The sequence below is a fragment of the Grimontia hollisae CIP 101886 genome (genome assembly GCF_000176515.1).
GTDB lineage: Bacteria > Pseudomonadota > Gammaproteobacteria > Enterobacterales > Vibrionaceae > Enterovibrio > Enterovibrio hollisae.
This window is the reverse complement of sequence record NZ_ADAQ01000013.1, coordinates 697,940-712,120: the sequence shown is the minus strand read 5'-3', so window position 1 is coordinate 712,120 and position 14,181 is coordinate 697,940. Positions and strand designations below refer to the sequence as shown.

The window sequence follows — 14,181 nt, the reverse complement described above, 5'->3', positions numbered from 1 at the left end:
TCCTTAAGCATTCGTATCAGTATCTGATTGAAATTCTAACTGATAGCGCCAATGACGGTGGGAGAAAAATGCCTACATCGTGATTAGGTGATGAAAAAAAGACAATCTCTTTCGACATTGCCTTTTCTTGGTCACAGTTAGGCGTGTGACTTGTGACGTTCCTTTAGTTTATTGACCACGTCTTCGAGCGAAAAGCCCTGATCTTGCAGCAGTACCAAAAGATGGTACATCAGGTCTGCTGACTCATTGATCAACTCTTCTTTATCGCCCGACGTCGCTGCAAGCGCGACTTCGACGCCTTCTTCGCCCACTTTCTGCGAAATGCGCTTGGCGCCCTTGGCATACAGGGACGCCGTATAAGACGTTGAAGGATCGGATCCTCGACGGGAAGCCAGCACCTGCTCCAGTTGATGAAGAAACACCAGAGCAGGTTTGTTGGTGTCGTCTTCTCCCCAGCAGGTTTCAGTGCCAAGATGGCAGGTTGGGCCAATAGGGTCGGCTTGAACCAGCAGGGTATCTCTGTCGCAGTCCACAGTGATGTGTTTGAGACGCAGCACATTGCCGGAGGTTTCGCCTTTGGTCCAAAGGCGCTCCTTGGTACGGGAGAAAAAGGTGACCTGCTCGGTATCCAGCGTTGTTGATAATGCATCTTGATTCATATATCCCATCATCAGAACCTGTCCGCTTTTCGCGTTCTGGACAATGGCGGGCACCAGACCGTCTACTTTTTCCCAGTCGATACTATCAGCGAGTGCCGCGTTTGATGGTGTATTGCTCATAAGCGGATCTCCACGCCTTGTTGTTTTAAGTATTGTTTCAGCTCACCAATGTTGATGATTTGCTTGTGGAATACAGATGCTGCCAGTGCACCGTCAACATTCGCTTTATTAAACGCATCAGCAAAGTGGAACATTTCACCGGCGCCGCCTGAGGCAATCAGGGGAACGTGGCACACTTCGCGTACCATATTGAGTTGCTCAAGGTCGTAGCCGCTACGCACGCCATCCTGGTTCATCATGTTCAACACGATTTCACCAGCGCCACGCTTCTGCACTTCCTGTACCCAGTCGCGGGTTTCCCACTGGGTCGCTTTGGTACGGGCTTCATCACCGGTGAACTGGTAGACCTGATATTTGCCAGTATCTTTGTCGTAGTAGGAGTCAATACCTACCACGATACACTGCACGCCGAATTTCTCAGCGAGCTCGGTGATAAGTTCAGGGTTTGCCAGTGCCGGGGAGTTAATGGAAATTTTGTCTGCGCCGAATTCCAGAATGCGTTTGGCATCTTCTGCGGTTTTAATGCCGCCCGCGACACAGAAAGGAATGTCAATGACTTCTGCTACGCGCGCGACCCAGCTTTTATCCACTACACGGCCATCACTGGAGGCAGTGATATCGTAAAACACCAGTTCGTCTGCGCCTTCTGTCGCATAACGTGCTGCCAAGGGAACGATATCGCCGATGATTTCGTGGTTACGGAACTGAACACCTTTCACCACCTGACCATCGCGAACATCAAGACACGGGATTATCCTTCTTGCCAGCATGCGAATGCCTCCTCTGCCGTAAACTTACCGTCGAGCAATGCGCGACCGACGATAACACCCGCCACACCCGTGCCTTTCAGTGCTTCGATGTCAGCCAGTGAGCCGATACCGCCTGAAGACTGGAACTGAACCTGCGGGTAGGCGGCACACAACTCTTTGTAAAGATCGACGTTGGAACCCGCCAGCGTGCCGTCGCGAGAGATATCGGTACACAGCACGTGCTTGAGACCCACCGTCAGGAAATCATCCAGCAGCGCTTCTATAGTGACGCCAGAATCTTCCTGCCAGCCGGAAACTGCGACCATACGGTTGCCGTTGTCATCAATGTTGATGTCGAGCGCCAATACAATTTGCTCTGCGCCGTATTTTTCTATCCATCCTTTGACCAGCTCAGGTTGCTTAACGGCGGTCGAACCGATGACGACACGTTTGGCGCCAGCACGCAAAAGCTCAACTACGTCGCTTTCTTTGCGCACGCCACCGCCAATCTGGATATTGGCTGGCGTGCTGGCAATCAGTTTTTCAATCAATGGCAACTGACGGGCGGATGTGTCTTTCGCACCGGTCAGGTCTACCAAGTGCAGCCAGTTTGCGCCGGCGTTGTGGTAAATCGCGAACTGTTCACTGGGGTCAACGTTGTATTCGGTAACTTGTCCGTAGTCACCCTGATAGAGACGGACAACCTGCCCGTCGATTAAATCCAAAGCGGGAATGATCATCCTGAATTACATCTCCAAAAAGTTCTTAATCAGTTGCGCGCCAGCTTTGCTGGAACGCTCAGGGTGAAATTGCACACCGTAATAGTTGCCACTTTGCACCGCCGCAGTAAACGGCTTGCCGTAGTCGCACTGGCCAATGGTGTAATCACCCACTGGCATGGCGTAGCTGTGAACAAAGTAGAAATAGCTGTTTTCCGGAATGTCTTTAAACAGCGGGTGATTGTTCACTGGAGTTACCGTATTCCAACCCATGTGGGGAAGTGGTAATTCGCCCGTTTCCATTAAGGTGGTGTCGGCACCTACATGGCCTAAGCAGTTCACCTGCTCTTTGCCTTCCTGCGAAGATTTACCCAGAAGCTGCATACCAAGGCAAATGCCGAGAAGTGGCTGTTTGACTTCACGTACCAGTGAAATCAGGTCTCGCTCTTCAAGGTTTTTCATCGCCTCAGACGCAGTGCCTACACCCGGCAGAAAGAGTTTATCTGCGGCCAGCACGACGTCTGGGTCGCGGCTGATAGTGACGTCGTAACCGAGGCGTTCAATCGCAAAACGCACCGAGCTGACGTTTGCGCAGCCCGTGTCGATGATGACAATTTTTGCATCGCTCATTACAACACCCCTTTGCTGCTTGGCAACTCATTACCTTCTACGCGGATTGCCTGACGCAATGTGCGGCCGTAGGCTTTGAACAGGCTTTCCACGATGTGGTGCGTGTTGTCGCCGTCTGATGACAGATGCAGGGTACAGGCCATGGTGTCGGTCAGTGAGCGGAAGAAGTGCTCAACCATTTCGGTCGAAAGATCGCCAACTTTGTCTTGAGAGAACGTCGCGTCGAACTTGAGGTAAGGGCGGCCAGACAAATCCAGCGCACACTGTGCCAGACACTCATCCATGGGCAAACTGAAACCGAAACGGCCAATGCCACGTTTGTTACCCAGCGCCTCTTTGAGTGCCTGACCTAGCGCCAGCGCCGTGTCTTCTACGGTGTGGTGATCGTCGATGTGCAGGTCGCCTTCTACTGCCACTTCCATACGAAAGCCGCCGTGGGTCGCGATTTGATCCAGCATGTGGTCAAAGAAGCCCAGACCGGTGTTGATTTTGTTGCCGCCGGTTTCGTCGAGGTTCACCGTGATGCGGATGTCCGTTTCTTTGGTGGTACGTACAACGGTTGCCACGCGCGGGTTAGTGGTTAAATCCTTCAGAATTTGCTGCCAGCCCATGGTCTCCGGATTGTATTGAATGCCACGGATGGCCATGTTTTCTGCCAGTTGCAGGTCGGTCTGGCGATCGCCAATCACGGCAGAGGTTTTGAAATCTACGCGGCCTTGTTGGAGATAGTCTTTTACCAGGCCGAGTTTTGGCTTACGGCAGCTACAACCTTCGTGGTCGAAGTGCGGGCAAATCAAAACGTCAGCAAATTTCACGCCCTGAGATTCGAAAATCTCCATCATCATGTTGTGTGGGACGTCGAAATCTTCCTGTGGGTAGCTGTCAGTGCCCAGACCGTCTTGATTCGTCACCATCACCAGCTTGTAGCCAGCGTCTTGCAGTGCCAGCAGGGCAGGGATGACGAAAGGCTCTAGCTTGAGCTTGTCGAGGCGGTCGACCTGAAAATCGACTGGAGGCTCAACAATCAGCGTGCCATCACGGTCAATAAAGAGGATTTTTTCTTTCACTACAAATTCCTTTTTGTTGTGCTCTTTATGCCAGTTGCTGGCGGATAAAGGTCAGGGTTTTTTCACATTCTTCACGGTTGCCCACGCTGATACGGATGCAACTTTCAATCGGTGAGCGGCGCAGGATAATACCGTTGTCCCAAAGGACTGAAAACAGAAGCTCGGCGTCTGGGAATTTCACCAGCAGGTAGTTCCCGTAACCGTCGAACACTTGCACGCCCGGCAACATGGATAATCCCGCCTGCAAATAGGCGCGGTTGGCATTCAAATCCAGCACCTGGTATTTCATGCGGGCAAGACCCGCTTCGTTCAGCGCCTGCAAGGCAATTTCTGTCACCGGTACCGGCACCGGGTATGGCGCAATCACCTTGGTCATCAGTTGGATGATTTGCGGATTTGCCAGCGTAAAGCCACAACGTAAACCTGCTAATGCAAAGGCTTTGGACAGGGTGCGCAGAATCGCAAGATTCGGATAACGCACTAACAGGTCGACTGTTGAAGCTTCCGGGCAGAAGTCGATATAGGCTTCGTCCATCACCACCAGTGCGCGGCCAGCGGTTATTTCCAGCAGGGCTTCAATGTCACCTCGGTTAATCAGGTTGCCGGTGGGGTTGTTAGGGCTACAAACAAACACCAGTTTTACGCTACTAAGGTTCTTCTCGATTTCCGGCAGGTTCAGTTGCCATTCATCAGTCAGCGGCACGGTTTTACGCGCCACACCCGCAGTTTCCGCGCTGATGGCATACATGCCATACGTCGGCGGGCAGAACAGAATGCTGTCTTCTCCGGCTTCACAGAAGGTTCGAATCAGCAGTTCTATGCTTTCGTCAGCGCCGCGGGAGGTGAGTACCTGCTCCGGGCGAACGCCAGCGTAGTCTGCGTAGGCACGGATCAACGCTTCCGGTTGACAGCTGCTGTAGCGGTTCAGGCCGGCGCCATTGATGGTGTATTCGTTGTTGAATGGCGATTCATTGGCATTCAGCCAGACATCGCCACAACCGCCCAACCGACGGGCGGACATATAAGGCGTGAGCGCCTGAATGTCTTTACGGGCTAATTTTTCAATATCCATTGCATCCTCTTTTATTAATTATTGTTATTGAGTTTTTCTACGCGGAGGGTGACGGCGTTTCTGTGTGCATCCAGACCTTCGGCATTAGCCATGGCAACCACAGTTGGTGCGAGTGCCTGCAAGCCATCAGAAGACAACTCTTGCACTGTCATACGCTTACTGAAATCAGCAAGGCCAAGGCTCGAGTAAGTGCGTGTATGGCCATATGTTGGCAGCACATGGTTGGTACCGGATGCGTAGTCGCCCACAGACTCCGGTGACCATGCACCAAGGAAAATCGAACCGGCGTTATCCAATTGTGGAAGTAATTCGCGTGGGTTCTGGGTCTGGACAATTAAGTGCTCAGGGCCGTAGTTGTTCGAAATGTCCACGCATTGGGCCAGACTGTCCGCAACGATAATCAGGCTTGAATCCAATGCCTGACTGGCGATATCCGCGCGGCTCAGGGCTTTCAGTTGTCTTTGAACCGCATCTGCCACTTTTTCTGCCAGCACCGGTGAGGGGGTGACAAGCACAACCTGAGAATCTGGACCGTGCTCAGCCTGACTCAGCAAATCAGCGGCGACGAAATCGGCATCTGCGCTTTCATCCGCAATCACCAGCACTTCTGACGGGCCTGCGGGCATATCAATGGCCGCGCCCTGATGAGCATTGCTGACCTGACGCTTGGCTTCGGTCACGAAGGCATTTCCCGGGCCAAAAATCTTGTCCACCTTGCTGACAGTTTCAGTGCCGTAAGCCATGGCGGCAACCGCCTGTGCGCCGCCAAGGTTGTAAACTTCATCGATGCCACAAAGCTTGGCGACATAAAGAATTTCATCAGCGATAGGCGGTGGTGAACAGAGCACCACTTTTCGACACCCTGCGATTTGCGAAGGCACGCCAAGCATCAATACTGTTGATGGCAAAGGTGCGCTGCCGCCGGGAATGTAAAGGCCAACGCGGTTAATAGGGCGGGTCACCAGCTCACACACCACGCCCGGCATGGTTTCTACCGTCAGGGGCTGCGCTTTCTGTGCTTGGTGAAAGCAGGCAATGTTGTCGTAAGCCTGTTTCAGCGCCGCTTTGATTTCATCGCCCAGACGCGTTTCTGCGACTTCAATTTCACCTTGTGATACCTGAATGTTTTCAGGCACCACTTTGTCGAACTTCTCCGTCAGTGCTTTCAGCGCGGCATCACCGCCAGTACGTACTTGTTTGATCACACCTTCAACGGCTTCAGTGATTGAGGCACTTTCAGAGATAGCAGGACGTTCAAGTGCTTTTTCGCGCTGTTCGTCAGTAAGAGATTTCCAAACCACTGTTTTCATGGCTTACTCCATCATCTTCTCGATTGGCAGCACCAGAATCGAACTTGCACCCAGCGCCTTCAGCTTTTCCATGGTTTCCCAGAACAGGTTCTCGGTACTGACCAGGTGAACAGCAACGCGTTGTTTATCGTGCGCCAGCGGCAGGATGGTTGGGTCTTCGGCACCCGGCAGCAGTTCAACCACTTGCTCTAGGGTTTCACTCGGTGCGTGCAGCATGATGTATTTAGATTCTTTGGCTTGGATAACACCGTGAATACGGGTCAGCAGGCGGTCAATCAGAGCTGCCTTATCATCGGCAAACTCACCCATACGCTGAATAAGTACCGCTTTTGAACGGAAGATCACTTCGGCTTCTTTCAGGCCGTTGGCTTCAAGCGTTGCACCGGTAGACACCAAATCACAGATGGCGTCGGCAAGGCCTGCGCGTGGTGCGACTTCTACCGAACCGTTAAGCATACAGGTGCTGAACCTGACATCCTGTTTGTCGAGATACGCTTTAAGAATGTTCGGGTACGTGGTGGCGATACGTTTGCCCGCCAAATCCTGTGGGCCGTTGTAGGTTTTATCTTTATCAATCGCCACAGAGAGGCGGCAACCTCCAAAGTCCAGACGGCGAAGTTTTACATACTCGTTTGGCTCGCCCAGTGCGACTCGCTCCAAGCGGACTTCTTCCAGCTCGTTTTCGCCAATCACACCGAGATCGACCACACCGTCCATGATTAGGCCTGGAATGTCATCGTCGCGTACCAGCAATAAATCGATGGGCATATTTTCCGCGTGCACGACCAGACGGTCACCGGAGAAGTTGATTTTTACCCCACAGCGCTTGAGTAGTTCCTGACACTCTTTCGCAAGGCGGCCTTTTTTCTGGATGGCAATTCTTAGACGTTCTGTTTGCATGATCTATTCCCTGTCTCTTTTCGCAGTAGTGTTTATCTGTTCCTGAAAACACCAAAGCAATTTTTTAAATCCTAAAAGTGAAAACCCCCGGAAGGTTCGCTTCCGGGGGTCTGAATCTTGTGCTCGCTTTGATGACCGGTGGAAGAACCTTACTCCTTGTCTTCCAGTCGAAACCACATCTCCCGAAAGACTAGTCAGGATGATGATGGTGGTGAATGGTCATCAGCGATTTTTGCATATTTCTCTTCTCTACTTGCTTAAACGGTTTAACGTTTGCTTGGCTTCAACACTAACAAACTCTTTAAATATTGCAACTGGTAATTTCCCTGATCAGCGAATTAGTCGCAGTGGAAGAAAAAAGTAGAAAAAGTGGCGCAACATGCCGTAAATCAGACATAGATATCTAGCAGGCCATCGTTGTCCTTTTTGCTTTCACCGGTGGCTTTGTCTTTTCCCTCTTCCGGGTGCTCATCTTTCTCAGCACGTTTTTGTTGCTGCTGTTTCGTTTTATCCTGTTTCACGACATTACCCACTTTTTGTGGTGAGTATTCAGAGATGTTGGGGAACCAGTTCATCACAATAACCTCATGATTGTTCCTCCAACATATCGGCTACCCATCAGAAAGCTTGATGGTTTTTTAACCGCAGCACTTTTTGTATTTTTTGCCGCTGCCACATGGGCAAGGATCGTTTCGGCCAACCTTTTCCGCTTTCGGGTACTCACCGTCGATGTAATACCAAAGGGCATGTCCGTCTTTTTCTTCTGTGACAAAACGCGACTTTTCATGCAGGCAGTACTGTTTTCCGGCCTCTTTGTAGTGGGCTTTGAATTCGACAAAGCCTTGTTTGCCGCTCTCATCCACAGAGCTTGACAGCACTTGAAGCATCAGCCATTCACTGTTGATAGACTGGACGATAGCATCGCGGTGTTGTTCCGCCCCGCAGGAAGGGTGATAGGTATCGACAATGAAATCGACCAGCCCCTTCACATGGGCTGAATAGCGCGAACGCATCAGTTTTTCAGGGTGATCGGCTGCAGCGTGGTTTTGATGAACACGTTCGCAACATTCGCTGTACGGTTTTTGGCTGCCACAGGGGCAACGTGATGTAGTCATAAGTGGAAACCGTTATGAATAAAAACGGGGCTATTCTCAGAGTGGGGAAGGGGTTAGTCAATCGGAATTGCATGCCCCGGATGGATTGACAAATTGAGGTTCTTCTGCCTTTTACAGATTGTTCCCCGTGAGGATTCAGGCCACGTGTGAGAAAAAGATCCGTTCTGGTTTACTGAGCTGGAAACCCTGAAAGTAATCGAACCCCAACGCAATCGCGACACGATACTCTTCTTCCGTTTCAATCTTCTCTGCCAGCAGTTTGAAGTCAAAGCGCTTACGGTACTTGTTCACAAACTGGGAAATTTCCTGCAGTGACTGTGCCCGGAAGTCAATTTTCACGATATCAGCCAGCCTTAAAAACGGTAGCCAGTCAGGGGATGGAACGAAATCATCGAAAGCGATTTGATAGCCATGGGATTTCAGATCTTCAAGTGCTTTGTATAAGACAGCGTTTGCTTCGCAATTCTCGAGAACTTCTATAACCAGATCCTCTGGCGGATAGTTGAATGCAATACCCTGGATCAGGCTTTGATGACAGAAATTAACAAAGCAGGGAAGGCCATCTGAAATATATTGGATCCCGACAGTGCCTTCGTGAAAAAGGCCGTCAAGGATGGATACTGTTGCGACTTCCGATTCGATGTCGGGGAAAGAGTCACAGCAGCCTTCGCGGAACAATAATTCGTAGGCAATTATCTGTTGCTGTGAATTATAGATCGCCTGCCGTGCAATGTTTGAACACATAAAATGCCAATAGGATCTTAATGAGAAATACGAAACTAAGTGTATACACTGTCTCATATATGAGAGCATCAAGAAAGACTGATATTTCGCTTTAACAACTAATACATTTTTTCATACTTTTCTCATCTTGACCTCTGGGCGGATAAGATGTGCTTTTCATTTAAATCCAAGGGATTGCAGCATGCAGCCTTTTTCGGTACAGACTAAGACCGAACCTTGCGTGTACCAGTCCCCCAACACTATTCGTTGTGCGGGATCAGACCCAAGCGAAATCTCGTGAACAGCTGGCCGGTGAGTGTGACCATGAATCAATTGTGTCACCCCAACGCTTGCCATGACGCGTTTCACTTCATCTTGATCAACATCCATGATCGATAGCGATTTCTGCTGGTTGCTCTTAGTGCTGCCAGCCCGTAACTTTTCACCGATACGCTGACGGTAAGAGAGTGGCAACCGGAAAAACAGCCATTGAATAAAACGATTGTGCACTTTTTTGCGATAGCGTTGGTAGGCTTCATCCTGAATGCAGAGGGTGTCGCCGTGCATGATAAGGGTTGGTTTACCAAACAGGTCGATGACACATTGCTCGGGCAGTATTGTGAATCCTGCTGCGTTTGCATAGTGCTGACCAATAAGAAAATCACGGTTTCCGTGGATAAAGTAAATGGGAACGCCTGAATCGCTCAGCGTTCGGAATGCAGCCGCGACCTCTGTGTGCAAAGGTGTTTCATCATCATCACCCACCCAGGATTCAAACAGGTCACCCAGAACATAAAGCGCCTGCGCCTTCGACGCTTCCTCTTTCAAAAACCGGTGAAAGCATTGTGTGATTTCAGGGTGGGAAGGGCTGAGATGAAGATCTGATATAAATAATACGGTCATAGAGTAATGAGACAGCAGAAACTCTGCTGTCCCTCAGTGCTTTATTCTTCGACTGTTACGCTTTCGATCAGCACTTCTTCTACAGGCACATCCTGATGAACGTAGCCCCAGTTTCCAGTAGCGACGCTCTTGATTTTGTTCACCACGTCCATACCTTCAACGACTTCACCGAACACGCAGTAACCCCAACCGTCTGGTGTTTCCGATTTGAAGTCCAGGAAGGTGTTGTCGTTGACGTTGATGAAGAATTGGGAGCTTGCTGAATGCGGCTCCATGGTGCGTGCCATTGCAATGGTGCCGACTTTATTGCTCAAACCATTATTAGCTTCGTTTTTGATTGGTGCGCGGGTTTCTTTTTCTTCCATACCTGAAGCCATACCGCCACCTTGAATCATGAAACCGTCAATCACGCGGTGGAACAGGGTGCCGTTGTAGAAACCGTCGCGGCAGTATTGCAGGAAGTTTTCCACAGTGACCGGCGCTTTTTCGCTGTTCAGTTGGATTTTTATGTCACCAAAATTGGTATGAAGCGTAACCATGATGTGTTCCTATAAATTCGCGTTTAGCTATAAAGGGTTGATTCTATCCTAGTGGTCGCGACATTCAACAGATCGCACCAGAAAAATCCGTGTCACGACGCAGCAGAGTGCCTGCCTGCGTTAATTGCATACACGAGGGGGTTCATTCTTGCCTAAACCGGGCGGAAAAGGTGTAATATGCGATTCCTGATAATCATTTAATATTTGTAATGGGTAACCCGACTACCATGTTGAAGATTTACAACTCCCTCACCAAGCAAAAAGAAGAATTTAAACCTATTCATCCTGGCAAGGTTGGCATGTATGTGTGTGGGGTTACCATTTACGATTTGTGCCATATCGGCCATGGCCGTACCTTTGTTTCGTTCGACGTGGTCTCCCGTTATCTGCGCTATCTGGGCTATGACCTGACCTTTGTCCGCAACATCACCGACATTGATGACAAAATCATTAAACGTGCTGCAGAAAATGGCGAAAGCTGTGAAGCCCTGACAGAGCGCCTGATTGGCGAAATGTATGCTGACTTTGATGCGCTGAACATGAAACGCCCGGACATCGAACCACGTGCTACCCAGTATATTGCTGAAATTATTGCGCTGGTCGAACGCTTGATTGACCGTGGTTTCGCGTATGTAGCCTCTAACGGTGATGTGCTGTTTGAAGTGGCTAAGTTTGACGAATATGGCAAGCTGTCCCGTCAGGATTTGGAGCAGTTGCAAGCCGGTGCGCGCGTGGATGTGGAAGAAGCGAAGAAAAGCCCACTGGACTTTGTGCTGTGGAAAATGTCTAAGCCCGGTGAACCGACATGGGAATCGCCTTGGGGCCCTGGCCGTCCTGGCTGGCACATTGAATGCTCGGCCATGAACTCTGCGATTCTGGGCAACCATTTTGACATTCATGGTGGCGGCTCAGACCTGACGTTCCCGCACCACGAAAACGAAATCGCTCAGTCTTGCTGCGCGCATGATACCCAGTACGTCAATACCTGGATGCACAGCGGCATGGTGATGGTTGACCGTGAGAAGATGTCTAAGTCACTGGGGAACTTCTTCACCATCCGTGATGTGCTGGCGCATTACGATGCTGAAACGGTGCGTTACTTCCTGATGTCTGGTCACTACCGTAGCCAGCTGAACTACAGCGAAGAAAACCTGAAGCAAGCGCGCGCGTCGATGGAGCGTTTGTACACGTCACTGCGCGGTCTGGATACATCTGTAGCGGCAGAAGGTGGTGAAGCATTCGTTGAGCGCTTTAAGGCTGCAATGGATGATGACTTCAACACACCAGAAGCCTATTCCGTGTTGTTCGATATGGCGCGTGAAATCAACCGCCTGAAAGCAGAGGATGTTGCAGCCGCGTCGAAACTGGCAGCCCGTATGCGCGAGCTGGCAGAAGTGCTCGGCCTGCTGGAGCAAGATCCTGAAGCCTTCCTGAAAGGAAACACCGAAGGTGGCGACGATGAAGTGGCTGAAATTGAAGCATTGATCAAAGCGCGCAATGACGCCCGCGCAAATAAAGACTGGGCAGCGGCAGATGCAGCCCGTGATGCACTGACTGCGATGGGAATTGTGCTGGAAGACGGTGCCCAAGGTACAACTTGGCGCCGTAAGTAGCCAAGCTGGCTCTGACACTGAATGTGAAAAAGCGATGCTCAGGCATCGCTTTTTTCGTCAATAAGATAACTGGGAGCAGGTAAGTTGCCAGTCTGTGACAATCATCGGAATCTATATCACGTCAGGATTTGGCGAATGTCGGAGGAAATGTCATCTATCAGACGTCTGTCTGACTTTCCAATGCGGAAATCATTATGTGTAAATTAACCTTTTGAATATAAAGTATTAATTCATATTTTTTGAGTCTGATACAGCAATAATCCCTCAGTATTCCAAAGCAATACACCTTTAAGAATAACTTTAGCTGTGATTATTATCACCAAATGGGAATATGTAATTCCGTACGATTGCCCGCAATTCTCCTAACGAAGAAACAGAAAATGAAAATTGATTTAACCCGCCTGATCACGGAAAGCCGTAATCCAGCCAGTACACAAATAGACACCCTGCCAACATTGGAAATGCTGGAAGTGATTAACCAGCAAGACCAACTGGTTGCGCTTGCTGTAGCACAAACATTGCCGCAAATCGCTTTAGCAGTGGATGCCATTGCCGCTGCCTTTGCACAGGGTGGGCGCCTGATTTATATGGGGGCCGGTACATCAGGTCGTTTGGGTATTCTGGATGCCAGTGAGTGTCCGCCAACCTACGGCAGCGATCCCAACATGGTAATCGGCCTGATTGCCGGTGGTCATCAGGCCATCCTCAAAGCGGTGGAAAATGCCGAAGATAACCGAGAGTTGGGTAAAGCCGATCTGGTGGATTTGGAGCTGTCATCACGTGACGTTGTCGTGGGCATTGCTGCCAGTGGTCGCACGCCTTACGTCATCGCCGGGATGGAGTACGCGCAATCTGTTGGGGCGACGGTCGTTTCCCTAGCCTGTAATCCGGGTTGTCCGATGGAAGCGCACGCTGACATCATTATAACCCCGGTTGTTGGCCCGGAAGTGGTGACTGGTTCATCGCGTATGAAAGCCGGTACTGCCCAGAAGCTGGTGCTTAATATGCTCACCACTGGCGCAATGATCAAAAGTGGCAAAGTTTTCGGCAATTTAATGGTAGATGTCGAAGCGACCAACGCCAAGCTTATCCAACGTCAGACCAATATCGTTGTTGAGGCGACGGGTGTTTCTGTAGAAGAAGCGGAGAAAGCCCTGTCTGTCTGCAACCGTCACTGTAAAACCGCGATCTTAATGCTTCTCGGTGGCTTTGATGCTGAAGAAGCAAAACATAAACTGGCGCAACACCAAGGCTTTATCCGCGCAGCGTTAAATGACCGTTAATTGGCGGCGGTTTCCTCAACGCTTTTCATTTCCGGTTCGGGGGTAAAGTCAACACTTCAACGAACTGTCAAACTTAGCTCAAACCAGGAAACAGTGCCCGCAACCCATTGGTAATAAATTCGATGCCCAAGGCTGCCAGAATCAGACCCATAATACGGGTGATCACGTTGATCCCCGTTTGTCCCAGAAATTTCACGATGGTTGGAGCCAGACGAAGCAGCCCCCAAATGCCTGTGGCAAAAATGCAGATCGACGCAATCAGGCCCACTGTATCTACTGAACTTGGATAGCGGCTGGCATAAACAATGGTCGAGCTAATGGCGCCCGGACCTGCCAACAGGGGCATGGCTAAGGGGACAACCCCAATCTGTTCACGGCTTACCGACTCAGATTGCTCTTGTTTGTTTTGCTTATCTTCCCCTAACTTACCGCTCATCATGGTGAAAGCGATACTGACCAGCAACAAGCCTCCCGCCACGCGGAAAGAATCGAGGGAAATGCTGAAAAAATCCAACAATAGCTGCCCGGCTAATAATGAAACAACCAAGATAGCAGCCACGGCTAGACTTGCCGTATATGCAGTTTTGTTCCGTTCAACAGGATCCTGGTGTGCGGTCAGGGAAACAAAAATGGGCATGATGCCCAGTGGATTCACCGCTGCAAACAAGCCGATGAAAAACTGAAAAAATATTACAAGCTCGATGCTAGTCATTCCCAAACACTCGAAATCTGAGAAACGAAAAGGTTAGACATGGTTCGCAAACGTATTTATTGCGGAC

At 50.3% G+C, this 14,181-nt stretch carries 16 protein-coding genes and 1 other annotated feature; of the genes, 2 read left to right on the top strand and 14 right to left on the bottom strand.

All coding sequences use genetic code 11. The annotated features are described in order from the left end of the window. Positions 1–137 precede the first annotated feature (137 nt). The 13 genes from hisIE to VHA_RS15985 form a co-directional block, all read right to left on the bottom strand. On the bottom strand, positions 138–779 hold the full coding sequence (gene hisIE, locus VHA_RS16045) for a bifunctional phosphoribosyl-AMP cyclohydrolase/phosphoribosyl-ATP diphosphatase HisIE (RefSeq protein ID WP_005506193.1): 642 nt from the start codon (positions 777–779) through the stop codon (positions 138–140). Further along, positions 776–1,549 (bottom strand): imidazole glycerol phosphate synthase subunit HisF, encoded by a 774-nt coding sequence (gene hisF / locus VHA_RS16040; protein WP_005506192.1) that lies wholly within the window; start codon positions 1,547–1,549, stop codon positions 776–778. The genes hisIE and hisF overlap by 4 nt, the downstream gene beginning before the upstream one ends. Next, the gene (gene hisA / locus VHA_RS16035; protein ID WP_005506191.1) at positions 1,531–2,268 is read right to left on the bottom strand and encodes a 1-(5-phosphoribosyl)-5-[(5-phosphoribosylamino)methylideneamino]imidazole-4-carboxamide isomerase; all 738 of its coding nucleotides are present in this window, start codon (positions 2,266–2,268) and stop codon (positions 1,531–1,533) included. The genes hisF and hisA overlap by 19 nt, the downstream gene beginning before the upstream one ends. A gap of 6 nt (positions 2,269–2,274) precedes the next feature. Further along, positions 2,275–2,877 carry an imidazole glycerol phosphate synthase subunit HisH gene (gene hisH, locus VHA_RS16030; RefSeq protein WP_005506190.1) on the bottom strand — a complete coding sequence of 201 codons (603 nt, stop codon included), beginning with the start codon at positions 2,875–2,877 and terminating at the stop codon, positions 2,275–2,277. Then, on the bottom strand, positions 2,877–3,944 hold the full coding sequence (gene hisB / locus VHA_RS16025; protein ID WP_005506189.1) for a bifunctional histidinol-phosphatase/imidazoleglycerol-phosphate dehydratase HisB: 1,068 nt from the start codon (positions 3,942–3,944) through the stop codon (positions 2,877–2,879). The genes hisH and hisB overlap by 1 nt, the downstream gene beginning before the upstream one ends. Positions 3,945–3,969: 25 nt before the next feature. Then, complete coding sequence (gene hisC / locus VHA_RS16020) at positions 3,970–5,010, bottom strand: histidinol-phosphate transaminase (protein WP_172465029.1); 1,041 nt, start codon at positions 5,008–5,010, stop codon at positions 3,970–3,972. A 20-nt stretch (positions 5,011–5,030) separates the two neighbouring features. After that, positions 5,031–6,326: a histidinol dehydrogenase gene (gene hisD / locus VHA_RS16015; RefSeq protein WP_005506185.1), complete on the bottom strand. Its 1,296-nt coding sequence runs from the start codon at positions 6,324–6,326 to the stop codon at positions 5,031–5,033. A gap of 3 nt (positions 6,327–6,329) precedes the next feature. Further along, positions 6,330–7,226, bottom strand: a complete 897-nt coding sequence (gene hisG, locus VHA_RS16010) for an ATP phosphoribosyltransferase (protein WP_005506183.1) — start codon at positions 7,224–7,226, stop codon at positions 6,330–6,332. Positions 7,227–7,301: 75 nt separating this feature from the next. After that, positions 7,302–7,441, bottom strand: a sequence feature (His leader region). Positions 7,442–7,615: 174 nt separating this feature from the next. Beyond that, positions 7,616–7,801, bottom strand: a complete 186-nt coding sequence (locus tag VHA_RS16005; protein ID WP_005506181.1) for a hypothetical protein — start codon at positions 7,799–7,801, stop codon at positions 7,616–7,618. A 63-nt stretch (positions 7,802–7,864) separates the two neighbouring features. Beyond that, on the bottom strand, positions 7,865–8,341 hold the full coding sequence (locus tag VHA_RS16000) for a YchJ family metal-binding protein (protein WP_005506179.1): 477 nt from the start codon (positions 8,339–8,341) through the stop codon (positions 7,865–7,867). Between the two features lie 135 nt (positions 8,342–8,476). Beyond that, entirely contained in the window at positions 8,477–9,085 is a 609-nt protein-coding gene (locus VHA_RS15995; protein ID WP_040529124.1) for an EAL and HDOD domain-containing protein, read from the bottom strand. A 156-nt stretch (positions 9,086–9,241) separates the two neighbouring features. After that, complete coding sequence (lpxH, locus tag VHA_RS15990) at positions 9,242–9,967, bottom strand: UDP-2,3-diacylglucosamine diphosphatase (protein ID WP_005506173.1); 726 nt, start codon at positions 9,965–9,967, stop codon at positions 9,242–9,244. A 41-nt stretch (positions 9,968–10,008) separates the two neighbouring features. Beyond that, complete coding sequence (locus VHA_RS15985; protein WP_005506172.1) at positions 10,009–10,506, bottom strand: peptidylprolyl isomerase; 498 nt, start codon at positions 10,504–10,506, stop codon at positions 10,009–10,011. Between the two features lie 227 nt (positions 10,507–10,733). On the opposite strand from VHA_RS15985, the gene cysS reads away from it, so the two are divergent. Next, complete coding sequence (gene cysS / locus VHA_RS15980; protein WP_005506171.1) at positions 10,734–12,119, top strand: cysteine--tRNA ligase; 1,386 nt, start codon at positions 10,734–10,736, stop codon at positions 12,117–12,119. Between the two features lie 380 nt (positions 12,120–12,499). After that, a complete protein-coding gene (gene murQ / locus VHA_RS15975) occupies positions 12,500–13,402 on the top strand; it encodes an N-acetylmuramic acid 6-phosphate etherase (protein ID WP_005506170.1) in 903 nt (300 codons plus the stop codon). Positions 13,403–13,475: 73 nt separating this feature from the next. Here the strand turns inward: murQ and VHA_RS15970 are convergent, their stop codons facing one another. Next, positions 13,476–14,114, bottom strand: coding sequence for a YchE family NAAT transporter (locus tag VHA_RS15970; protein WP_040529123.1), 639 nt, complete (start codon positions 14,112–14,114; stop codon positions 13,476–13,478). Positions 14,115–14,181: the final 67 nt, after the last annotated feature.